The sequence below is a fragment of the Stenotrophomonas sp. 85239_Sma genome (assembly GCF_056481725.1).
Map to the genome: position 1 here is coordinate 1,335,660 of NZ_CM151163.1, position 24,132 is coordinate 1,359,791.

Sequence of the window (24,132 nt, forward strand, 5' to 3'; positions counted from 1 at the left end):
ACAAGGATTCGTGAAATGAACAGCATCTATCGCTTGGTTTTCAACCGCGCGCTGCGCGTGTGGCAGGTCGCCTCGGAACTGGTGAAAGGCGGTGGTGGGCTGGTCGGCCAGGTTGCCGGGCGGCAGACGGCGGCCGTGTCGCCGCTTGGCTTCGCGCTGATGTGCGCGTTGGGATGGGTCAGCCTGGTGCCCGTGGCTGCGGCGCAATCGGTCGGCCACATCGCGTCCGATCCCAATGCGCCCGGTCGTGAGCGTCCCACCGTGGTCACCGCGCCGAACGGTGTGCCGATGGTCAACATCACCACGCCGTCGGCCGGTGGTGTTTCGCGCAACCGTTACTCGCAGTTCGATGTCGGCCGCGAGGGCGTGATCCTCAACAACGCGCGTGGCCAGGTGCAGACGCAGCTGGGCGGTTGGGTGCAGGGCAATCCATGGCTGGCCACCGGCAGCGCACGGGTCATCCTCAACGAGGTCAACGGCCCGGCGAGCCGACTCAATGGCTACGTGGAAGTGGCCGGACAGCGCGCCGAGGTGATCATCGCCAATCCGGCCGGCATCCAGGTCAACGGGGGGGGCTTCCTCAATGCCAGCCGGGTGACCCTGACCACCGGCACCCCGATGTTCAGCGGCAGCGGCTCGCTGGAAGGTTATCGGGTCAGTGGTGGGGCAATCGAGGTCAACGGCGATGGCCTCGATGCCAGTCGTGCCGACTACACCGACCTGATCACCCGTTCGTTGAAGGTCAATGCCGGCATCTGGGCCAACCAGCTGCAGGCGACGCTGGGCAGCAACGTGGTCAGCGCCGACCACAGCCAGGCCAGCGCGAGCGCGGCCAGTGGCGAAGCGCCGACCTTCGCGCTGGACGTGGGCGCGCTGGGCGGCATGTTCGCCAACAAGATCTGGCTGGTCGGCAACGAGCACGGCGTGGGCGTGCGCAATGCCGGCAGCATTGGCGCCCAGGCCGGGGAACTCGTGGTCACGGTGGACGGCCGGCTGGAGAACACCGGCGCGCTGCAGTCACTGCAGAACGTGCGCGTGCAGGCGAGCGGGGATCTGGCCAATGCCGGCACCATCGCTGCCACGCATGAAGCGGCGATCATCTCCGGTGGCACGCTGGACAACAGTGGCGGCAAGCTCAATGCACAGCGCCTGCAGCTGCAGGCGCAGGCCCTGCGCAACCGTGGCGGCGCCATCGAGCAGACCGGCGTGCAGGCGTTGAGCCTCACCGCTGGCAGCGTGAGCAATCGCAGCGAAGGCCTGATCGGTGCGCTGGATGCGGTGGCGTCGGGCGGCACCGGTGGTACCCCTGGCAGTGGCACCTCGCCGGGAAGCGGTGGAACGCCAGGTACCGGTGTGCCCGGAACCGGCATGCCCGGTACGGGTACTCCGGGTACGGGTGCGGGCGGTGCGCCGGTGACGCCGGCTGTTCCGTTGGCCGCCGGTGTGCTGGACATCGCCGGCACGCTCGACAACAACGGCGGCAGCATCAGCAACGGTGGTCGTGTTTCGCTGGTTGCGGGCAATGGCCTGGACAACAGCGGAGGCCGCCTTGGTGTGGCCTCGCTGCGCGCCACGGGCGATCTGAACAACGATGGCGGCACACTGCAGGTGCACGGTGACGCTGCGCTGCAGCTGGGCACGCTGTCCAACCAGAAGGGCGCGCTGAGTGTGGCCGGTGCGCTGCAGCTGCTGACACAGTCGCTGGACAACCGGGCAGGCGAGCTGCGCCATGCCGGCAGTGCCGAGTCGGCCTGGACCGTGCAAGGCGCGTTCAACAACGAGGGCGGCCTGTTGGCGACCAATGCCGAGCGCCTGACGCTGGGGGCAGGTCGGGTCTTCAATGCCGGTGGCCGCATCGAGCATGCCGGTAACGGCGGCCTGTCGCTGACCACGGGCGACTGGACCGGTGCCGGCGGTCGCCTGAGCACGCTCGGTCGCCTGGACTGGACGGTGGGCAACGCGGACGTGCGCAATGGCACGCTCAGCGCAGCGCTGTTCCAGATCGCCGCCGGCACGCTGGACAACCGCGGCGGCAGCCTGCTGTCGCTGGGCAACCAGGGCAGCATGCTGCGGGCCGGTATGCTGGACAACAGTGCCGGTGGCACCGTGGCCGGCAATGGTGAACTGACCGTCTCGGCGACCACGCTGGATAACAGCAAGGGCCTGCTGCAGCAGGCAGGCAACGGCGCGTTGCGTGTTCACGCCGATACGCTGCGTGGCAGCGAAGGTCGCCTGCTCAGCAACGGCGACCTGTCGCTGACCGGTGGCCAGCTGGATGTGAGTGGCGGCACCACCTCGGCGCAGCGCGTGCAGATCCAGGCAGACGGCCTGCGCAACGCCGGTGGCCAGATCGTTTCGCTGAGCAATTCCGAGCTGGCGCTGGAGGTACGTGGCACCTTCGACAACAACGGCGGGCAGGTGCTTGGCAATGCGGGCCTGCGCATCGATGCGGGCCGCATCGACAACCAGAAGGGCACGCTGCAGTCGGCTGGTAGCCAGGGCGCGACCCTGACCGTGCGCGACGATCTGGACAACAGCGCCGGTGCGATCTCTGGCAACGGCCAGTTGCAGCTGCACGTCGGCCGCCTGCTCAACCAGGGCGGCAAGGTACTTGCTGCGGGGAGCGGCCTGTTGCAGGTACAGGCCCGCGAACTGCTGGACAATCGCGATGGCGGCCGCTTGGCGGGCAGCGGCAACGTGCTGTTGCAGGCGGCGCGGCTGGACAACCGCAGCGGTGCAATCGAACACGCCGGCAGCGGCACGCTGCAGATCCGTGCCGATGCGTTGCAGGGCGCGGCGGGGCGGATCCTCAGCCAGTCCACGCTGACGCTCGATGGCGGCGAGCTGGTGCTGGGTGCCGGCAGTATCACCCAGGCAGAGCACATTGCGATCAATGCCGAACGCCTGGACAACGCCGGCGGCAACCTCAGCGCCACCGGCAGCGATGCACTGCAGTTGCTCGTGGCACAGAGCGTGGACAACAGCGGCGGCACGATCGCAGGCAACGGTGCCCTGGATGTGCAGGCCGGTGAACTGCTCAACCGCAAGGGCACGCTCAGTGCTGCCGGTACAGCCGGCAGCACGTTGCAGGTCAACGGTACGCTGGACAACCATGAAGGCACCATCGCCAGCAATGCCAACCGGCTGACCATTGCTGCCGCGCGGGTCGACAACATCGCCGGTGCCATCCGCCACGCCGGCAACCAGGGCCTGGATATCACCACGACCCGCCTGGATGGAAGCAAGGGCACGCTGGTCTCTGCGGCTACGCTCACCCTGCGCGCGGATGAGGTAGACCATCGCGACGCAACGCTGGGGGCGGATCGCTTCGACATCGAGGCCGGAACGCTGGACAACGCCGGTGGCCGCATCGTCGCCAGTGGCGAGGGTGCCAGCCGCATCCATGCCACCACGCTGGGCAATGCCGGCGGCACGCTGGCCAGCAATGGTGACCTGACGCTGCAGGCGCAGGCGCTGGACAACAGCGCAGGCAAGATCCAGCACGCCGGCAGCGGCCGGTTGCAGGTGCTCGCGCAGACCCTGCTGGGTGCAAGCGGCAGTGTGCTCAGCAATGGCACGTTGGTGCTGGAGGGCAAAACGCTTGACCTGTCGAAGGCGACCACCTCGGCGCGACGCATCGACGTCATTGCCGATAGCCTGATCACGGCCGGAGGTACACTCACTGCCACCGGCGACGAGGCGCTGCGCCTGCGGGTGCAGGGGCTGCTGGACAATCGCGGCGGCTCGCTGGCCAGCAATGGCGTGCTCGACGTTTCCGCGCGGCAGCTGATCAATGCGCAGGGCACCCTGCAGGGCGCCGGCAGCGGCCGTTCCACCCTGGCCATCGGCCAGGCACTGGACAACCAGAGCGGGCGCATCCTGCTGGGCGGCGCGGGAACGCTCAATGCCGCCAGCCTCGACAACCTCGGCGGTACCGTCCACGCCGGTGGCAGCGAGCTGGTACTGGGCATCGACGGTCGCCTCGACAATGGCAGCCAGGGGCTGCTGTCCAGCGCTGGTGCGATGACGCTGGACGCCGCCAGCCTCGACAACCGGCACGGCACGGTGGTGGCAGGCAAGGACCTGCTGCTGACCACGGTTGCAGGCGTGAACAACAGCGATGGCGCGATGCAGGCCGGCGAGCTGCTGCAGCTGCAGGCCAATGGCCTTGACAACCAGCGCGGCACGCTGCTGGGTGGCCAGCTGACCGTCGATACCCGCGGCCAGCGGCTGGACAACAGCGCAGGTACGCTGGGTACGCAGAAGGGTGCGCTGACCGTGCACAGCGGTGCGCTGGACAACCAGGGTGGCCGGGTGCAGTCGGCCGCCGATCTGCTGATCGATACCACAGGGCAAGCCATCGACAACCGCAGCACGGCCAGCAGTGGCGGCCTGTTGGCGGCGGGCAAGCTGCAGCTGGAAGGAGGCGCGCTGGACAACCGCGGTGGCACGCTGAACGCGCAGGGCGATGCGCGGCTGCTGCTGGCCAGTGCCGACAACAGCGCCGGCGGTACGCTTGTCAGCGCGGCAGGCCTGTCGCTGCAGGCCACGACGCTGGCCAACGGCGCGGGGCGCGTGCAGGCCGGGCGCAATCTCGACCTGACCCTGAGCGGGCACCTGGACAACGCTGCCGGTGCAATCGCCGCCGGCCAGCTGCTGACCCTCACCGCCGCCAGCGTCGACAACCGCAATACCCGCGGTGGCGATGGCACCCGCGGCCTGCAGGCGGGCGAGCTGCAGTTCGGCGCGCAGTGGCTGGACAACAGCCAGGGCCAGGTCGTCACCGATGGCGGGGCGCGGCTGCAGATCAACGGCCAGCTGCAGAACACCGGCGGCGTGATCAGCACCGGCGGCAACCTGGACAGCCGGGCGGACAACGTCGCCAACAGTGGCGGCCTGCTGCGGGCCGACGGCAGCCAGACCCTGGTGGCACGTGCGCTCAGCGAAGACGGCCAGGTGCATGCGCAGCGTGACCTCGGCCTCACCCTGCAGCAGGGCATGCGCCAACGTGGCGAATGGATCGCCAACGGCACGCTGTCGCTGAACCTGTCCGGCGACCTCGACAACCAGGGTGTGGTGCGCGGTGGCAACCTCGACCTCAACGCCCAGAACATCACCAATGCTGCCTCGGGTGAGATCTCCAGCCAGGGCACGACCCACCTCAACGCCCGTGGCCAGCTGACCAACCGCGGCCTGATCGATGGCGCGCTGACGCACCTGGAGGCCGGCGAGATCGACAATCTCGGCACCGGGCGCATCTACGGCGATCGCGTAGCGATCTCCACCGGCGTGCTGAAGAACCGCGCCGAAGAGGCCGGTGGTGCCACCCGCGTCGGCACCGTGGCCGCACGCGAGCGGCTGGACCTGGGCGTGCGCGAACTGCAGAACACCGGCAAGGGCCTGATCTACAGCGGCGGTGATGCGGCCATCGGTGGATCGCTGGGGGCCGACCGGATCGCCAGCGGCATTGCCGGGCGGATCGACAACATCAGCTCGGTCATCGATGTGACCGGCACCCTGTCCATCGATGCGCAGGTGGTCAACAACATCCGCGAGAACGTGGTCATCACACAGGCCACGACCGTGAATGCCCCGGTGCGCATGGAGCGGCCCGCATGGTGGCGCAACGGCAAGAACGCTACCGAGAACATCCGCAGTACCAGCCATTACTCCGCGCACGAGGTGTACTACCTCAACCCGGCCGACATCCTGGAGGACACACCGCACATCACGCCGGACGGCTTCACCGTGCACCGTGCCGTGGTGCGGCTGACCGCGCAGACCAGCGCGTACTTCTTCGGGCGTGGTGGACTGTATGCCGCGCTGGGAGAGCGATCGCGCCTGAACGTGCAGGATGGCACGGTGGTGATGTATTACGTCGGCCGCCAGGACAACCAGGTCAATCCGGACCAGGCTGCCGGTGGTGCCGACGATCCCTTTGCCGAGCTGACCACCCTGCATCCCGATTCGCCGGCATTCCGCTACGTCGATGACAGACTCACCTATTCCTCGGCGTATGGCACCTGCACGACCAATTGCGTGCAGTTGTGGACCTTCAAGGACTACGATCCCGACCGCATTCTGACCAGCCCACAGTTTGCGGGCGGCAATTCAACCAGTGCCAACGAGCAGTACCGCCTGGCCACGCGCACGGTGACCGAAGATGTGTTGCAGCCGGGCGTCGGTGCCGACGCGGTCATCCGGTCCGGGGGCGCGATGCGCATCCGCACCGATGACCTGCGCAACCACTACGGCAGCATCGCCGCCGGCGGCGATCTGGACATTGTCGGCCTGAGCGGCGCGGCGAAGGTGGAAAACCTGGCGGCCACGCTGTATCGCACGCATCAGTTCTCCAACGTCAGCCATACCTTCGGCGGTGACGTAATGACCTGGAGCACGCCGGCCATTTCCGAGGTGACCGGTAAAATTGGCGGCAGCATTGTCAGCGGCGGCTCGTTGAGCATCGACGTCGGTGACCTGAGCAACCTCAACCAAGGGCGAAACGCGCCGAACGTGCAGAACGGTTCGGCCATGGCCAACCTCAACGTGCAGGGTCCCAAGACCCTGCCGGATGGGCCGGGCCACGGCGGTGCACAGGGGCCGGGCCAGTCCACCGGCACCGGTGCCGAACGCGCGCTGGCACAGGCGGCCGATGCCGCCGGCACCCAGCAGGGCGGCAGCGTCGGCGGCGTGAGCGGCAACAGCAGCAGCTCCGGGCCGCGCGTGGTCGCGGCCAGTGGTGGATCGCCGGACCGGATCGCGATGGGCGCACCGGACACGCGCGCGCCGAGCGCCAGCCTGTTCAACGTCAATCCCAACGGTGGGCACTACCTGGTCGAGACCGATCCGCGCTTCACCGACCACAGGACGTGGCTGAGCTCGGACCACCTGCTGGGGCAGATGGGCTACTCGCCCGATACCGTGCACAAACGCCTGGGCGATGGCTACTACGAGCAGAAACTGGTGCGCGAGCAGATCGGCCAGCTGACCGGTCGCCGTTTCCTCGATGGCTACGCCAGTGACGAGGCGCAATACCGCGCGCTGCTGGAGGCCGGTGCCACGGTGGCCAGCGAATGGGGCCTGCGCCCTGGCGTGGCGCTGACCGAAGCACAGATGGCACAGCTGACCAGTGACATCGTCTGGCTGGTCGAGCAGACCGTCACCCTGGCCGATGGCAGCACCACCACCGCGCTGGTGCCGCAGGTCTACCTGCGCCTGCGCCCGGGCGACCTGGACGGCAACGGTGCACTGCTGGCCGGCGCCAATGTCGATATCAAACTGGGCAATGGCCTGGTCAACACCGGCAACATCGCCGGCCGCAAGCTGGTGACCATCGATGCCGGCAACATCGAGCATCTGGGCGGCAGCATTTCCGGCCAGTACGTCGGGCTGTCGTCGGACAAGGACATCCGCGTTGTCGGTGCCGCCGTGACGGCCACCGATGCGCTGTCGGTCAAGGCGGCGGGCAACGTCTCGGTGGCCTCCACGGTGGAGACACAGCGGGGCGGTGGCACCTACCAGTACGAAACCAACCGCATCGATCGGGTCGCCGGCCTGTATGTAACCAACCCCAGTGGCGACGGCATGCTGTCGGTGGTGGCTGGCGGGGACATCAGCCTGCAGGCCGCACAGCTCCGCAACGCTGGCACTGACGGCCTGACCCAGCTGGCCGCAGGCGGCAATCTGGATGTTGGCGCGATTGCGCTGGAGGAACGCCGCGACGCCACCTTCGATGAGCGCAACCACCAGCGAAGCAGCAGGACGACACACGCTGCCACGTCGGTACAGGGCGCTGGCGATGTGCTGCTGGCCGCTGGCAAGGACATCACCCTGACCGCCGCGCAGATCAAGGCGGGGGGCGGCCTGGCATTGCAGGCCGGTGGGGACATCAACAGCCAGGCGCTGGTGGACAGCGAGAGCCGCGATTTTGCCAATGCAGGCAAGCGCAGCTCGCTGCAGGTCAGCCAGCGTGATGAGACGGTGCGGGGCAGTACGTTGCAGGCCGGGGACAATCTGCTGCTGAAGGCTGGCCGGGACGTGAACCTGACCGCTGCCTTGGTCGACAGCACCCATGGCGCGGTCAGCGTGGCTGCGGGCCGCGACGTCAACCTGCTCTCGGCCAACGAGACGCACGACTACAGCCTGGACAGCTACGAGAAGAAAAAGAAGGCGCTCTCCAGCACCACTACCACGCGCAGCGTCGACAACAGCGACAGCTATGCCATCGGCACGGCGATTCAGGGCGAGAGCATCAACATCACGGCTGGACGCGATCTGACTGCGGTAGGTGCGGTGGTCGATGCCACCGGCAACGTGATACTGGGAGCGGCCAACAACGTACTGATCACGGCCGCCGAAGACCATCACAGCAGTGAGTCCAGCGAGAGCAAAAAGAAATCCGGCGTTACCGGAGGCTTCGGCAACGGCGTGGCATCGGTTGGCTATAGCAGCGCGAAGAACAGCAGCACCCGCGCCGAGCAGTCCACCACCCAGGTGGGTTCGGCGATCGCCTCGCGCGACGGCAATGTGCTGATCAATGCCGGCAACCAACTGACGATTGCCGCTTCGGACGTCGCCGCTGGCGAAAACCTGACGCTGGTGGGCAAGGACATCGCGCTGCTGGCGCGGCAGGACACTACGGACAGCGAATCCAGCCAGGCCAGCAAGTCCAGCGGCTTCTCGGTAGGCGTGACCTACGACCCGACCAAGGCTTACCGCAGCGCCCGCGATTCGACCACCGACGGCATGGCCGACAGTGGTTCGGCGATGGGGCGGATCACCCGCACCGCTGAAGGCGCAGCGTCCGGCCTGCGTGCGGCCACCACTTCGACCGTGGTGACTGCCGGCAGCCAGCGCGCCAACAGCGAGCAGAGCCATTCGACCAGCGATGCCCGTGTCAGCCAGTTGGCTGCAGGTGGCGATCTCACGTTGATTGCCAATGGGGGCTCGATCCTCAGCCAGGGCACGCAGATGTCGGCCGAGGGCAACGCTGTGCTGCTGGCCACCAAGGACATCGTGTTCGACGTGGCCCACAACACCGAGCGCAGCGACAGCAGCAGCCGCGGCAAGGGCTGGGGCTTTGCCAACAACACCAGCGGCCTGCCGTTCGGTACCAACAACTCGCAGAGCCAGGGCAGCGGCAGCAGTGACACCATCACCGGCACGCAGCTGTCGGTCGGCGGCGGCGTGCGCATGGCCACCACCGAGGGCAACATCAGCCTGACCGCAGCCAACATCGCCGCCGAAAAGGACGTCAGCATCCGTGCGGCCGGTGATCTGCTGGTCCGCAGCGGGCAGGATACGGTCAGCAACGCCAATACGTCGGACAGCAAGGCGATCGGCACGGTACAGATATCGGATACCGAGAAGTTCTCCGGCTGGCACCGCGAGCAGCACCAGGACGACAGCGCGCAGGTGTCACAGGTGGCCAGCAGCATCGGCAGTCTGGGCGGCAGCGTGAACCTGACCGCCGGTGGCAAGTACACGCAGACGGCCAGCAACGTGGTGGCCGCCAAGGATGTGAACATCACCGCCGCCGAAATCGAGCTGCTGACCGCCGATGAGAGCGGTCACTACTCGCAGAGCGACAAGGACCTGAAGATCGGCGTGTTCGCGCGGGTGAAGTCGCCGTTGATCGACCTGATCAACAACGTGGATGCGGCCCGTCAGTCCGATGATCGCCTGCAGAAGATGCAGGGCATGGCGGCAGGCGCCAATGCCTACCAGGCAGCCAGTGCGATCTCGGCACTGTCCGGCCGTGGCGGCAGTGGCGAACTGTTCCGTGCTGAAGCAGGCATCGGCTTCAAGACCGCCAACAGCAGTGCCGATGGCAGCAGCATGGTGTCGCGTGGCTCGACCATCCAGGGTGGTGGAAACGTGAACCTGACCAGCACCCAGGGCAACATCCATGTGGTGCAGGGCAACCTGAGCGCAGGCAACACGCTCAGCCTGGATTCGGCCGGAGATATCCTGCTGGAAGCTGGCAAGGCGCATGTGGCCGACCGCAGCAAGAGCAGCAATGCCGGCGCCGAAGTCGGCGTAGGCGTCTCTGTAGGCGCGCAGACCGGCGTGTACGTGTACGCCGAAGCGAGTGTCGGCAGCAGCAAGGCCAATGCCGAGAGCAGCACCTGGCAGAACACCACGCTGACCGGCAAGAACATTTCGATGAAGGCCGAGGGCGATACCACCCTGCGTGGCGCCACGGCGACCGCTGACCGAATCGACGTCAAGACCGGCGGGACGCTGACCATCGAATCGCTGCAGGACATCGCCGAGAGCATGTCCAGGAACAGCCAGGTGGGTGGCCGCGTGCAGGTGTCGATCGGCACCGCATGGAATGCTGACGGGTATGCCAGTGCAGGCAAGGCCAGCGGCAGCTACCAGGGTGTTGGCCAGCAGAGCGGCCTGTTCGCCGGCAATGGCGGGTACCACGTCGATGCAGGTCACGTGAACCTGGTGGGCGGCGCGATTGCCAGCACCCATGCGGGCAACAGTGAACTGACTGCGGGCTCGCTGACGTTCACCGACCTGCAGAACCACATGGACTACACGGCCAGTTCGGGCAGCATCAGTGGTGGTGCCGGCGGTGAGATGGATGGCTGGACGCCCAAGCCGGGAACGGCCGCGCCCCGTGGTGGTCCGGGCCTGCCGATGATGGAAAAGGGCAGCGACAGCAGCTCCACCCTTGCCACTTTGACCGAGGGCAACATCACCATCGGTGGCAAGCAGACGTCGGCGGCTGAGCTGGGTATCAATACCGATGCCAGTGCAGCGCATCGTGCGCTGGAGGCGATGCCTGATGCCACCAAGCTGCTGGCGGACCAGCAGGCGATGGCGGCTGCGATAGGGACGGTGGTGGCTACCAGCAGGCAGGTTGCCAATGACATCCAGACCCATCAGAGCAACAAGGCCACGCAGGACTATTACGACAGCCTTTCGCCCGAAGAGCAGGTTGCGTTCGACAAACTTGATGCCAAAGCGAGAGACAAGCGGCTGAGTGATAACAGCCAGGCCTACAAGGATGCGAAGAAGTGGGGCAGTGGTGGTGACTACAGCCGGGCACTGGATGCCGTGACTACCGCATTAGTGGGAAGTGCAGGCGGACAGGCTGTCGGCCAGCTTGCGTCCAATGCGCTTGCACCTTATGCCGCCTTCTTCATTGGTAGCACATTTGATCCGAACCATGGCAAGGACCCCAACGCAACCATGCAGTTGCTGTCGCATGCGCTCTTGGGCGCGGTGTTGGCCGAGGTCAATGGTGCCGGCGCAGGGGCAGGTGCGGCGGCCGCGGTAGGTGGTGAGGTGGCAGCCAAGTTCCTGACCGACACGCTATATGGGGGCAATGCGTCGAAGCTGAGCCCTCAGGAAAAGGAGACGATCCTGGCGCTGTCGCAGGCGGTGGGTGCGTTGGCCGGCGGATTGTCGGGGCAGGATCTGGCCGGGATAGCGTTGAATGCGGGAATTGCGAAGAATTCGGCCGAGAACAACTTCCTGGGGCAGAACGATCACGCGCGAATGATTCACCTGCGCGAGAAGGCCAAGCGGCAAGGTGGGTTGGACAAGCAGGAATCCCTGGAGCTTGTACTGCTGGATGCAGGGGATCAGATGAGTGCAGGGCTGCTACGGAAGGCGTTGGCAGGCGAGAACCTGAGTGAGGTTCAAGCGGCTGACCTCGCGACCTACATCAGCCGATATGAGTCCCAGAACGGTCCTCTTGATCTGCCTGAGCTGCAAAAGCAGTTCCAGGAGCGCGCTGGAACGCTACGCCCGGGCGAATTGCAGGGAGTCAACCCGTCGCAGGTGTACGAGCGTCCATATGCTGGTCTGGGGGACGACCAGAAAGCGTACAAGGATGCCAATTACTCGTGGGTTGAGGATATTTTCTACCGCAAGAAGGGCGCGAATGAACGGCTGTTCGAGAACGCTCTGCGCAAGTCGGGCCTGGAGCCCAGTCGCACCGAGGACTTGCTCCCGTCGTCAATGCAGTTGCGGAATTACTTCGCAATCCAAGATGCACAGACGTCGAGTGCTATGGCCAGTATCGCCTTCGTGGCTGCGACCGTGGGAGACATGAGCGAGGACAACCGTCGTGCGTTGACGTTAACGATGGGGGGTATCGCAAATATCGCTGGGATAGCTATCTCAGGTAAGACGGGATTACTGCCGCAGACAGGCGGACTTGGCGTGACACGATCTCCTTCGAGAAGGCGTGTAAGTGAGGCGCCTGCGACCAACGCATTGTCTGTAGAGCAGCCCAAAAATCAAGGCGGGGATTCGGGCGGAAGTAGTACGAAGAATTTCATTCCGCCAGGTCCAGTTCGCGTCAGTGATGCGCACAGCGTGGAAACAATTGGAGCGGGCACAAGATTTGGTGGCGGGAACAGGAATACTCTAAAATCAGTGTTGATGGGGGGGTATGACATTGATGGTGACATCAGGGAGATAAATTCAGGCCAAGGGATTCTGCTGCCTGACGGTAATGTTGCCGTGTCTTCTGGTCGAGTATGGGGTGCGCATCCAGGGAGTGCCACCATGTTCCCACGGTCGGGGCCAGGTATCGTTCAACTCTCGCAGGCAGAGTTCCGTCTCTATAGAGATATGGTTCGTCAGAATGGTATGTCTTCATCTATTGAGAAGGCGTTGGATGGTATGATCTCAGTCGGTAACAATGGTGTTAGTTCGGAATCTCGTTCGAAACTGAATGAGCTATATAGGTCGCGAGATCTTGGTAAATGAGGGGGCAGAGTGGAAGGTTTTGAATTTTCTGTGGGTCGAGTTGTTGAATTTTTGGAGTTGAAGCCAATTCTTGCAGCTAGGTTGGGCTTGGATGCGTCGTCGATTCTTACTGAAGATGATTATTGGGGGAGGTCGGATTCCTCTGCCTTTGCAGGGGTTTCTATTGAGTACGTGAACGGGGGGTTTCCGACATTTGTTAATGTTTATAGTGATGCGGAGTTCTATGGTGAAGCGCTAGGTGAATTGGCGGTAGGGCTCTCGGTCGATCTCGGTTCACCTATTCTTATAGGTGACTATATTAGTGAGATTGATGTTGCGTCAGGGCGTTTCATAGTGGTTCGGCCTGATGGTAAATTCGAGTTTGCTTATGAAGCTGAAGGCGGTGAAGTCGTGTTATTCGATCCGCCGAGGATAAATGATGTCGGCTAAATAGGGTGGCGTCGTCGAATATTTGAAAAGCTGGTCGCTATGCTTGCTTGTTGAGTGGTTAAAATTTTCTATGGACATAGTCTGTGGATTATTTGGGTCGGGTTGAAGTGGCTGCGCGGACCGGTATGTATTTATGTGCCGAGGCCGGCGCAGGCAGCAGCAAGAGACAGTAATGTCTGGCAGAACACCACGCTGACCGGCCAGAGCATCCCAGGGTGGCGGCAACGTCAACCTGACCAGCACGACGGACGACATCCACGTAGTGCAGGGCAACCTGAGCGCGGGCAACACGCTCAGCCTGGATTCGGCCGGGGACATCCTGCTGGAAGCGGGCAAGGCGCACGTGGCAGACCGCAGCAAGAGCAGCAATGCCGGCGCCGAAGTGGGCGTTGGCGTTGTCGTGGGCGCGCAGACGGGCGTGTATGTGTATGCCGAAGCCAGCGTGGGCAGCAGCAAGGCGAACTCGGACAGCAATACCTGGCAGAACACCACGCTGACCGGCCAGAACATCTCGCTGAAGGCCGAGGGTGACACCACGTTGCGCGGCGCGACCGCCACGGCCGACCGCATCGACGTCAAGACCGGCGGCACGCTGACCATCGAATCGCTGCAGGACATTGCCGAGAGCATGTCCAGGAACAGCCAGGTGGGTGGGCGCGTGCAGGTGGCCTTCGGCAACGCGTGGAACGCCGATGGCTATGTCAGTGCAGGCAAGGCCGAGGGCAGCTACCAGGGCGTGGGCCAGCAGAGTGGCTTGTTTGCCGGCAACGGTGGCTATCACGTGGATGCGGGACACGTGAACCTGATTGGCGGCGCGATTTCCAGCACCAACGCGGCCAACAGTGAACTGACTGCACAGACGCTGACCTTCAGCGACCTGCAGAACCAGATGGACTACTCGGCCAGCTCCGGCAGCATCAGCGGTGGTGCGGGCGGCAAGATGAACGGCTGGGACGCGAAAGAAGGCACAACCGCTCCGCGCGGTGGCCCAGGCATGTCGATGACGGAGAACGGCAGCGACAGCAGTTCAACGCTTGCGACGCTGACCGAAGGCAGCATCACCATCGGTGGCAAGCAGACCACGGCGGCGGAGCTGGGTATCAATACCGATGCCAGTGTAGCGCATCGTGCGCTGGAGGCGATGCCTGATGCCACCAAGCTGCTGGCGGACCAGCAGGCGATGGCGGCTGCGGCGGGGACGGTGACGGCCACCAGCCAGCAGATTGCCTGGGATATTGGCAGTGCAGATGCGAAGAAGATCACGGATAAATATCGGGAGCCGATGAGTCCCGAAGAGAGACGGGCGTTCGATGCGCTTCCTTCGGACGAGCAGTTCAAGCGCCTCGTCGCGTTCGATGCATCCTACCCCGATGCACTGGTGACCCAGCAGAAGTGGGCCCCTGATGGTGTCTATGGTCGCGCGCTCGACGCAGTGACCAGCGCGTTGGTCGGTGGTGTTGAAGGGCAGGGGCTGGGTCAGCTGGGCTCCAACGCGCTGGCGCCGTATGCGGCTGAACTTATCGGCAAGACCTTTGATCCGAACAAGCAGAGTGCTGCGCCTAGCGAGGCCATGCAGATGCTGTCGCACGCGCTGCTGGGCGCGCTGTTGGCTGAGGCCAATGGTGGCAAGGCGGGGAGTGGGGCGTTGGCGGCCGGTGGTGGTGAGTTGGCAGCCAAGGTCCTGACGGACACGTTGTTCGGCGGCAACCCGGCGAATCTCAGCCCGCAGCAAAGGGAGGCGGTTCTGGCGCTTTCACAAGCGGTGGGAGCGCTGGCCGGTGGGCTGTCGGGGCAGGATCTGGCTGGGATCACGTTGAATGCGGGGATTGCCAAGAATTCGGTTGAGAACAACTTCCTTACAGAGGACCAGGCTCGTGTACTGAAGCAGCAGCTCGACGAGTGCGGCGGCGACACGTCATGCCAGAAGGCGGTGCGCGACGTTGCCAAGCAATTGTCGGAGAGAATGGATTACGAGCTGCTCTCGGTGTGCACTGCGAACTCAGCGAGCCCCGCGTGTCAGGCGTTTGTCAATGCGGCCGTCTCCTACAAGTACGGCTCGTGGCCCGGAGAGCTTGGCCTGTTCGATGATCTCGGCCGCAGTAGCGAGGCGCTTTCTTCGTTTGCCCACTCCATGAATGGACGTGCCTATCGTGAGCTGATATTTGAGAACGGGGGGATCCAGCCGGTCTATATCCTGCCCCAAGAACACACTGTAGCTGCACTGGCGGAGTGGACCGGGAATCTTGACAGGACGATTGATCAGTACGGCCTCTTCTCGAAGGAATCGTCAGCTGAGCTGGGGCTTGGACTTGCGAAGGTACTGCTTCGAAAATATGGCGCTGTTACCATAATCGAAGGGAGCGGAGGCTTCGGGAAGGGGGCGAAGGCGGGCAGTTCCGAAGCACTGCCGCGAGCGACGTCTGGGCCAGTCTATGCAACGAATAAGGAGGCGACTGCCGCTGCCACGGCTTTGGGCTTTAGGCGTGTAAAGGAGACTGCTCACGATGGTGAGCTTGTCTTTACTAATGGAAAGATATTTATTTCAAGGGATGTGGATGGCCATAATGGTGGTGCTTGGAAGGCAGCGAAATCGGTGAAGGCGCTAGGTAGCCGAGATACCCGGCTCGGTACGTTTGATTCCAGTTTGAAAAGGATAGGGGGGTGAACTTTGAGTGGGTCTTCTTGGGTAGTTCGTGGTAAGACAATCAAGGATTTAATTGAGGAGCTTATGACTTTTGAGGATCAAGGTATGTATGTAGAGATTTCAGTTGATGGTGGTGATACCGTTCGGCCGATAAGCTTGGTTGGGAAAGATGGAGGGAAGTGCGTGCTGTTCTATTTCGGTGATGACGCTTAGTGCTAGGTATTTCCTCAGTATTTCTTTCTGGGCTGATTCTTGAGTGTCATTGCCTCTGACTGGTCTGCCGCCTCGACGCTGCTCAGAAAATGGTCTGTTGATCTGTGCTTCCGCCGCGCGTCGACGTATCGGGTGGACCGGAGACGTCGTGCTAAATGCGGTGTCGAACGGTGGCAATGGTCCATGGTGGCAATCTGTCCATGAACAGCACTCGCCTTCTGGTTTCCGAGCTGCGGGCGCTTGCCCCGATTGCTTTGCTATCGGGCGGGGGGACGGGGGCGATCCGTATGTACAGGTGTCGTCCGGCACCGCTGGGCGCGCTGTTGGCTGAGGCCAATGGTGGGTCGGCGGGGAGTGGGGCGTTGGCGTCCGGTGGTGGTGAGCTTGCGGCTAAAGTCCTGACGGACACGTTGTTCGGCGGTAACCCGGCGAATCTCAGCCCGCAGCAAAGGGAGGCGCTTCTGGCGCTTTCACAAGCGGTGGGAGCGCTAGCAGGTGGGCTGTCGGGGCAGGATCTGGCTGAGATCGCGTTGAATGCGGGGATTGCCAAGAATTCGGTTGAGAACAACTGGTTGAGCAGGCAGGAAATCGCACTCATGGAGTCCGAGCGGGCCGCGTGTGGTGGTAAGGGGGAGATGTCCAAGCCTGTAAGGACTCCGTGACACATGCGTATGACGAGCTGAACGCAGAGCGAGATCGTGAGCTGCTTGCGCACGATGCCGCTGTTGAGCTGAGTATGCGGTCCTATCCAGCTACTTCAGAGGACGACTGGAAGCACGAGTGGGCGATTCGTGTCGATCGATACTGGGAACAGTACGGTGTTGCGGTTGAGGACAGGGTTGCTGGACCCACGCCGGGAGCGGACGCAGCATTTGCTTATCGTCAGCTTAAAAATGACGCTCTCGCTTCGGGTATGACAGCCGTCGGAGAGATCATGGACAAAGGTCTCGATCGATGGTTCATGGACAAGAGTCGGCGAAACCTCGAGGCAACTTTGGAGGGTCTCTCTTCGACGATGAGCTTGATGCGGGGCTATGTATCATCTCTTCACCCTGACATCTACATGCAGGGTGCTATCGATCAATCGTCGGTCATGACGAAGACCGAAGAGATGGCTGCTTACCTTGCGATCCTGTCACGAGGGGCAGATAAGGGATTGGGAGCATTGCGGGGCAGTTGGGGCATAAAAAGCCCCGGCATGGGCTCGGCCGTTTCTGGAACTAAGGGTGTAATCAAAGCGAGCGAGACCATTGGCCAGCCAGTTGAGGCTGTTATTGGTGGTCGAAAGAGGTTGTTGCGGGTCGATATCGAGCCCAATGGTAAGCTTCAAATACAATCCGGCGGCGGCAAAGACTCAATCGTAGACTTCCGTCCAGACCTTTCATTGCCGCTAGCCCCGCAGATAGACAAGGCATTCAAACGGTTGCCGCAATCAGCGAGGGATCAGTTGGTTAAGAACGCCGAAAAGGGGCTGCGACGTCTTTAGGAAACGGGAAATATGTGATGGGAACTAAATACGTGGTTGTGCTGGTCGCTGGAAAGGGGCTTCCTGAGAGAAACTCCCTGGTCTATCAGGCTTGGGGTGAAGTTCCGGTTTCATACTTTCAAGATCATGAAAGTTTGAATGAAAGTAGTTTTCTTGATTTGAAGGTAAACAAGTGGGAAGCCAATGCTGAGTGGAGTCGGAAGTCGGAGGATGAGCCGTGGATCAGAATTGAAATATTGAGGGGTGGGGTAGTCACAGAGTACCTGGCGACGCAGGGGTTTTCATTGGTGGTAGGGGTAGGGGAGGCGTTGCTCAGTATTGAGATGGACGATGGTGGTGGTGAGATTGACGAGATTCTATTGGCCCATCTTGTGTCGGTTTTTATGCCGGGTAATAGAGTTTTCCGGTGGCGTGATGAGCTTTCTGAGATTGATGGTGAGTACATTTCACGTTTTCCCGCTCGGGAGGCGGTTCTTGAGCAACTACGCCGCTGTTGATGATTGCAGTCTGCGCGGGCTTGTTGAATCCGCCCAAACTGAACTGAATGTTCGCGCCGATAGTGTTGAGGCCGTGCTGCCTCGATTAATGCGCGCAGGTGTCATTCGGGACTATCGAGAATGCAGACGGCTTCGCCAGTGCAGTCAAGGCCAACCGCAGCTAGGGCGTTGGCCAGCAGAGCGGCCTGTTTGCCGGCAATGGCGGGTACCACGTCGATGCAGGTCACGTGAACCTGGTGGGCGGCGCGATTGCCAGCACCCATGCGGGCAACAGTGAACTGACTGCGGGCTCGCTGACGTTCACCGACCTGCAGAACCACATGGACTACACGGCCAGTTCGGGCAGCATCAGTGGTGGTGCCGGCGGTGAGATGGATGGCTGGACGCCCAAGCCGGGAACGGCCGCGCCCCGTGGTGGTCCGGGCCTGCCGATGATGGAAAAGGGCAGCGACAGCAGCTCCACCCTTGCCACTTTGACCGAGGGCAACATCACCATCGGTGGCAAGCAGACGTCGGCGGCTGAGCTGGGCATCAATACCGACGCCAGTGGAGCGCATCGTGCGCTGGAGGCATTGCCGGATGCGAGCAAGCTGCTGGCGGACCAGCAGGCGATGGCGGCTGCGGCGGGGACGGTGATGGCCACCAGCCAGCAGATTGCCTGGGATATTGGCAGTGCAGATGCGAAGAAGATCACGGATAAATATCGGGAGCCGATGAGTCCCGAAGAGAGACGGGCGTTCGATGCGCTTCCTTCGGACGAGCAGTTCAAGCGCCTCGTCGCGTTCGATGCATCCTACCCCGATGCACTGGTGACCCAGCAGAAGTGGGCCCCTGATGGTGTCTATGGTCGCGCGCTCGGCGCAGTGACCAGCGCGTTGGTCGGTGGTGTTGAAGGGCAGGGGCTGGGTCAGCTGGGTTCCAGCGCGCTGGCGCCGTATGCGGCTGAACTGATCGGCAAGACGTTTGATCCGAACAAGCAGAGTGCTGTGCCTAGCGAGGCCATGCAGATGCTGTCGCACGCGCTGCTGGGCGCGCTGCTGGCTGAGGCCAATGGTGGCAAGGCGGGGAGCGGGGCGTTGGCGGCTGGTGGTGGTGAGTTGGCGGCGAAGGTCCTGGGCGACTACTACGCGCGCCAGAATGGAGGGCAGCTGAGTCCCGAGCAGGAACAGAAGATCAAAGTACTGGGGCAGGCCGTTGGAGCGATGGCTGGTGGAATCGGTGGGGATGGCGCGATGGGGGCGGCTTTGGGAGCCACCATTGCCAAGAACTCCGTCGAGAACAACTACCTGAATCATGCAGAGCGCATGCAGTTCCTGGACGCCATGCTGAGCTGCACGAAGAGCGGTGAACGCTGCGGCGAGAAGGAAGAACTCGCTGCGTTGTCCGACGCGAGGAATTCGGCCTTGATTGCCGCGTGCACGGGAGCGGCGAACTCGTCAGCGTGCCAGGCGGAGAAGTCCAAACTGGGAGACGCGTACTGGACGCTCGCACAGGGTGAATCCGTCTATACCCAATGGATCAAGGACAACGGGCTTGCCCTGGCTGAGGCGGCCCTGACGAAGGGGAATGGGGGCAAGATCGCGTCGGATCTGCTCACTCATACTTCTTCGATCGATGCTAAGTACAAGATCACCTGCGCCGCCGCCGGGCGATGCGATCCGTTCACTGCGGGTGCACTGGTCCTGGATGGACGAATGCAGGAGGCGATGACCAATTTCGCCATCAATCTGTTGTTTGACAAGGCTGGGGCTGCTGCGGGCGTTACGACCAACGCGGGCGGCATGGTGATGGACGTGGCCAAGATGAACCAGATCTATGCCACTGTGGAGAGTTTCAAGCAAGCCAAGCATGACTATGATCGTGCGCTGGAAATAGGTGGGTGGGGCCTCGTCAAGGAGAAGGGTATCGGCGCCTGGTCATCCATCACTGGCTACTTCGGAAATGGCTGGGATGCGGCGACCTACGAGCTCGGTCTGAACCAGAAGTGGAACCTTGCGGATGTTGCGGGCAACGGTTTCACCAAGGGCGATATGGGACTTGATGCAGCATTGGCCGTGGTCAGCCTGGGTGACATCACTGCAATCCGCGCTGCGGCCAAGGCGAGGACGCTGGCGGCGCTGGAGCGTGAGGCCGCATCTGGTGCTGGAAAACCGAAATCGCCTGTGGATATGGGTGAAAGACGCCCCAAGAACGACTATCTCAATGAAGTAGAGGCGTCAAAAACGCCCGCCGAACTGATCGAACAGCAAAGGGGGACGGCAGGCAGAACTGCGCCGGTAGATTATGAACACATTCTAGACGGGAACTTGAATGCGCGTGGTGATGGTGTTGGTGGTCATTATCTGCGATCAGATAATGTAAGGGTTGTTGAAGTGACCATGGGGCCGGATCGAAAGGGCATCACGCGGGGGATGGTCGAAATTCGTGATCCCGCAACTGGTAAGTGGGTGGCCAAGAGGGCCGAGACAACATTTTTCCCGAGAGAGTGGACCCGGCGCAGGGTGGAGATGGAGATCGAAAGCGCATTTGCGAAATCGTCAACGAAGTACAGGAATGGTCAGCCATATTGGGAGGGCACTTCTTCCAGTGGTGTTAAGATTGAAGGCTACTACACACGCCCGGATGGCGGAGCAGCCACGGCATATCCGGTTTATGGGGCTAAATAGAATGGTTATGGGTGCAATTTTGTTTCCTTATTGGAATGGTGATGAGTATGTTGTCTCGTCAGATGAGAGAATTGGTGATTCAGAGCCTGTCTTGTATGGTCAGGGGGATGGGGTCGGGGAGATTGCTGCATGGTTGGATGGTGACTTCGGTTTTCTTGGCACAGGCAGTGAGCGACGCGTTCGGAAATTATTCGAAACTGCGGCACCTGCTGCCAGTGGCGGAGAGTGCGTTCACTATGGGGAGGGGCATGCAGTCTTGCGCGTGGGGGACCTGTTCCTGATTTTTTCCAGATGGAATAAAAATAATGTTGCATTGTTGAAGCAGGCGCAGATTATCAGTGTCCTGGATATGTACTCTTCCTTCCGAGCAGTCAGCCCGCGAAAGAAGGATCGACCTCCAGCGGCGTTCGAGTTCGAGTATGAGGCTGAGGGTGAAGAGGCTGTCCGTCGATTCAAGGATGCAGGCGGGGATGTCTCCAGGCTTGAGGACGACTTCTGAGCATGACCTTCAGAAGTTCCTGTAGATCGCGGTTCGAGAGTGCCTTCTGGCAGAGGGGCCGTTGAGGCAATCACGTCAGCACATGGGAAGTGGACAAATGCGTGGCATATTGACGTGTTGAAGTGCGTGTATCTGTCCATCTGGTCGGCGTGCCTGATCGCGTGGCCGATTGTCTTCCTCAACTTCGTATTTGGAATCAGATTCCGCTACTACCGCGACTGTCGAGATAAATAGTGCGCGAGTGAATTCTTTGAATGCCAATAAGGCTAAGGATCAGATTTTGAAATTGAAGTTCCCTGTGAGAAGTGGGGTGCCATGAATTCGCATGAATTGATTGATATTGTCGAGGCGACTGAGTGGTACGTGTATTTGCTCAGTTTGGATGAGTGCTCGCCGCACGCGCTTTTGGGAGTTGGGGCGGTTAGTAACGATGCGAAATGGCAGTTTGCGGTTGATTTGACACTCAGGTGTCTTGTTTCAGGGGTGTGGATCTTCTCAGTCCCGAACATTCTTGATGAGCTTGGGTTGGCTAGTGCTGAGGAGTTTTGTGCTCGACTGTCGCAGTTCGATCCGTTTGCGCTTTCCGAAGATGGGGAGAAGTATTGGCTTGATTCCTATATGGTTGGCTCCTCGGTATCCTCCAGCATGGTTTCAAGATGTTTGATTTCTGCAGAAGGGCCCATGTTCGCGTCGGGATTTTTTGAGGAGATTGATAGATTGTTTTCTATGTCGGGAGTAGCGTGGCGTGAAGGTTCTCTTATATCGATTTCTTCTTGATTGAACTGGCGACAGCGGCTCTACCCTCTTGCCACGTTGACCGAGAGCAATGCCGCCATCGGAGGCAAACGGACGTCGGTGGCAGAGCTGGGTATCAATGCCGATACCATTGGAGTAAATTGCGCGCTGGACGTATAGAATTGTGGGCGTCAAGTTCAAATGATTTCTGACACGATCAGGAATGTTCTTCATTACTCTTATGGATACTCCATGGGGGTTCTGTGGAGAAATATGAATATGGAGTTTGAGGGGGCGTTTGAGCGGCAGACGGAAGAGTTCTTTTCTATGCTTAGGATGCTGATGGAGGAAGGGAAGCTGAAACTTGCCTCGGACGGCGTCTTTGCCGATGGCGATATCGATGCACAATTGGGCGTTCTGCGTCGTGCCTGGCCTGGAGCAAGAGATCAGGAAGATCTCGATGAGGATGGATTCTGGTTTCTTACAGATGCTCCGTTTGGATTGGTTTGGGTCGCGCCTGAGGGGGATGTCTGGACCTGATCTAGTTTGCGCCCCATCGGGTGAGGCATTCTTTCTGATTGGTGTGTTGGATTACTGTCGGGTCGCAGTGATTCAATCATTATGCATCGCTGCATCGCTGCATCGCGCTTGAATGCAGGCAGGGGTATCTCAATGGCCCGGATGCTACGTGGGGAGCGGTCTTGAATGATTTCGTGGCGAGTTCGGATAAAAGATAATGAGAGTAAGGATTGAGCCCACCTTCGGCAGCGCCGGCGGCGAAGCAGTACAGCGCACAGATGCAGCCTCCGATGGGCTGAGCGAAAAGGATGCACTGGCGATCGTGGTAGGAGACAGGTTCTCCACCTATCTCCACTACTGGAGGCTGTACGAAGCAAGCGGCAGGGCGCCAAGGCGATGGAACTGGCCGGCATTCCTGTTCTCGTCACTCTGGTTCTTCTTCCGGCGCATGCATGCGTGGGGCGCGATCTGGTTCATCCTTTCGCCGTTGCTGATGACCACCTTCGCGCTGCTGGGGCTGCCATGGTTGTCCTTGCTCTCTTTCGTGGTGTTTCGCGTACTTGCTGGAATCCTGGCGAATCCGCTGTACTTGGCGCACTGCCGAAGGATTGTCCGCAAGGTTGATGCCGAGCATCGCGGGGCACATCGTCGGCACCTTGAACTGCAGAAGGCTGGCGGCGTCAGCTACACCGCTCTGGTGATCGCCTTGGCGGTAACGGCCTCACAGAACACCCTTATCAAACTGATCGTTGGTTCGCTATCAGAGCCAATGCCCACGCAGTCCGCTGTGCACGTGGCGGCGAACCCGCCGTATCTGCCGGACCCGCAGATAGAGGAAGCGGAGCGGGTGGTGTACCAGGAGCAAATGCGTGCGATCGCAATGACGGCGTGGCCAGCGGGCGTTCCAACCGAGGGCAATGCCTGCATTGTCGAATTGCGTTTGGCGCCACCAGGTCAAGTGCTGGAGGCCAATGTCCTGGAGCCGTGTACGTTGAACGACGCCCAACGCGAGATGATGCTGGGTGAAATCAGGCGCACGGACTTCACGATCGAGGGGAAGATGCGGTTCTTCAACAGGCATACCCTTATCGACTTGCACAAGTAATGGGCATTTCGCTGTTTCTCGAAGTCGAAGTCGAAGCCGGTGCCGACCTGGATGCCGTGCTGCACGCCCTGGATTCGATCCAGGCCGAGTACTCCGAAGGTACTGACGGTCTGCGTGGGCATCTTCCAGCATCCAACACCGGCTTCGGGTCGGCATCGTCGACCCGCCGGAGGCGCTCGTAGCGGAAGGGATTGAAGCCGAGTGGCAGGTGGGCCTGCTCGGTTCGTTTCATTTCCGCGCGAGCGGGTTTGAAAGCGCGTGGGAGGAAATCTGCCGTTTCACAAAGCGCTACGCCGCGACGTGCGGGCACCGGTTTGTGCTCTCGTTCCAGTTCGAGAGCGTCTATGCGGCAAGACTCGGGAAGGATCTGGTCTTCCCGGGGCCTGCTGCTCCGTAATGCCGGATAGCGGGGCGGCAGGCCCCGGTCTGATCCCATTCTGGCTACCCGTGGCGATATACCTTATGGATATAACGCCTTCGTGAGTCGTCTGATTTCACACCTGTCTGCACAGTTCCAGGGTTTTGGATCGATATAATAATATCGGCCCATAAAGTTTCCCCTGCCTGCGCCGCCATCGATCGTACGGCCATGATCAAGGGAATT

At 61.6% G+C, this 24,132-nt stretch carries 12 protein-coding genes; all 12 read left to right on the plus strand.

All coding sequences use genetic code 11. From position 1 onward, the window contains the following. The first annotated feature begins 15 nt into the window (after window positions 1–15). The 12 genes from ACYKG1_RS06360 to ACYKG1_RS06415 all read left to right on the plus strand — a co-directional run bounded on the left by ACYKG1_RS06360 (window position 16) and on the right by ACYKG1_RS06415 (window position 23,710). A complete protein-coding gene (locus ACYKG1_RS06360) occupies window positions 16–12,735 on the plus strand; it encodes a hemagglutinin repeat-containing protein (protein WP_478472144.1) in 12,720 nt (4,239 codons plus the stop codon). 9 nt (window positions 12,736–12,744) lie between these two features. After that, on the plus strand, window positions 12,745–13,164 hold the full coding sequence (locus tag ACYKG1_RS06365) for a hypothetical protein (protein ID WP_133119325.1): 420 nt from the start codon (window positions 12,745–12,747) through the stop codon (window positions 13,162–13,164). 262 nt (window positions 13,165–13,426) lie between these two features. Beyond that, complete coding sequence (locus ACYKG1_RS06370; RefSeq protein ID WP_478472145.1) at window positions 13,427–15,829, plus strand: hemagglutinin repeat-containing protein; 2,403 nt, start codon at window positions 13,427–13,429, stop codon at window positions 15,827–15,829. A gap of 392 nt (window positions 15,830–16,221) precedes the next feature. After that, a complete protein-coding gene (locus tag ACYKG1_RS06375; RefSeq protein WP_478472147.1) occupies window positions 16,222–16,683 on the plus strand; it encodes a VENN motif pre-toxin domain-containing protein in 462 nt (153 codons plus the stop codon). Beyond that, entirely contained in the window at window positions 16,680–17,507 is an 828-nt protein-coding gene (locus tag ACYKG1_RS06380) for a hypothetical protein (protein WP_478472148.1), read from the plus strand. The genes ACYKG1_RS06375 and ACYKG1_RS06380 overlap by 4 nt, the downstream gene beginning before the upstream one ends. 17 nt (window positions 17,508–17,524) lie before the next feature. Continuing rightward, window positions 17,525–18,004 carry a hypothetical protein gene (locus tag ACYKG1_RS06385; RefSeq protein WP_478472150.1) on the plus strand — a complete coding sequence of 160 codons (480 nt, stop codon included), beginning with the start codon at window positions 17,525–17,527 and terminating at the stop codon, window positions 18,002–18,004. 227 nt (window positions 18,005–18,231) lie between these two features. Next, on the plus strand, window positions 18,232–20,670 hold the full coding sequence (locus ACYKG1_RS06390; RefSeq protein ID WP_478472151.1) for an EndoU domain-containing protein: 2,439 nt from the start codon (window positions 18,232–18,234) through the stop codon (window positions 20,668–20,670). Window positions 20,671–20,677: 7 nt separating this feature from the next. Then, window positions 20,678–21,169 carry a hypothetical protein gene (locus ACYKG1_RS06395; protein WP_157804589.1) on the plus strand — a complete coding sequence of 164 codons (492 nt, stop codon included), beginning with the start codon at window positions 20,678–20,680 and terminating at the stop codon, window positions 21,167–21,169. 315 nt (window positions 21,170–21,484) lie between these two features. After that, entirely contained in the window at window positions 21,485–21,946 is a 462-nt protein-coding gene (locus ACYKG1_RS06400) for a hypothetical protein (protein ID WP_478472153.1), read from the plus strand. Between the two features lie 231 nt (window positions 21,947–22,177). Beyond that, complete coding sequence (locus tag ACYKG1_RS06405) at window positions 22,178–22,444, plus strand: DUF596 domain-containing protein (RefSeq protein ID WP_478472155.1); 267 nt, start codon at window positions 22,178–22,180, stop codon at window positions 22,442–22,444. 196 nt (window positions 22,445–22,640) lie between these two features. Then, window positions 22,641–23,528: a DUF2628 domain-containing protein gene (locus tag ACYKG1_RS06410; protein WP_478472156.1), complete on the plus strand. Its 888-nt coding sequence runs from the start codon at window positions 22,641–22,643 to the stop codon at window positions 23,526–23,528. Beyond that, window positions 23,528–23,710, plus strand: coding sequence for a hypothetical protein (locus ACYKG1_RS06415; protein ID WP_478472158.1), 183 nt, complete (start codon window positions 23,528–23,530; stop codon window positions 23,708–23,710). Before ACYKG1_RS06410 ends, ACYKG1_RS06415 begins: the two co-directional genes overlap by 1 nt. The last annotated feature ends 422 nt before the right edge of the window (window positions 23,711–24,132 follow it).

What these genes read in the sequence shown, in the direction of transcription:
- ACYKG1_RS06360 (WP_478472144.1), top strand. Translation starts at nt 16, where the DNA reads ATGAACAGCATCTATCGCTTGGTTTTCAACCGCGCGCTGCGCGTGTGG.
- ACYKG1_RS06375 (WP_478472147.1), top strand. Translation starts at nt 16,222, where the DNA reads ATGAACAGCACTCGCCTTCTGGTTTCCGAGCTGCGGGCGCTTGCCCCG.
- ACYKG1_RS06385 (WP_478472150.1), top strand. Translation starts at nt 17,525, where the DNA reads ATGGGAACTAAATACGTGGTTGTGCTGGTCGCTGGAAAGGGGCTTCCT.
- ACYKG1_RS06395 (WP_157804589.1), top strand. Translation starts at nt 20,678, where the DNA reads ATGGGTGCAATTTTGTTTCCTTATTGGAATGGTGATGAGTATGTTGTC.
- ACYKG1_RS06400 (WP_478472153.1), top strand. Translation starts at nt 21,485, where the DNA reads ATGAATTCGCATGAATTGATTGATATTGTCGAGGCGACTGAGTGGTAC.
- ACYKG1_RS06405 (WP_478472155.1), top strand. Translation starts at nt 22,178, where the DNA reads ATGAATATGGAGTTTGAGGGGGCGTTTGAGCGGCAGACGGAAGAGTTC.
- ACYKG1_RS06410 (WP_478472156.1), top strand. Translation starts at nt 22,641, where the DNA reads ATGAGAGTAAGGATTGAGCCCACCTTCGGCAGCGCCGGCGGCGAAGCA.
- ACYKG1_RS06415 (WP_478472158.1), top strand. Translation starts at nt 23,528, where the DNA reads ATGGGCATTTCGCTGTTTCTCGAAGTCGAAGTCGAAGCCGGTGCCGAC.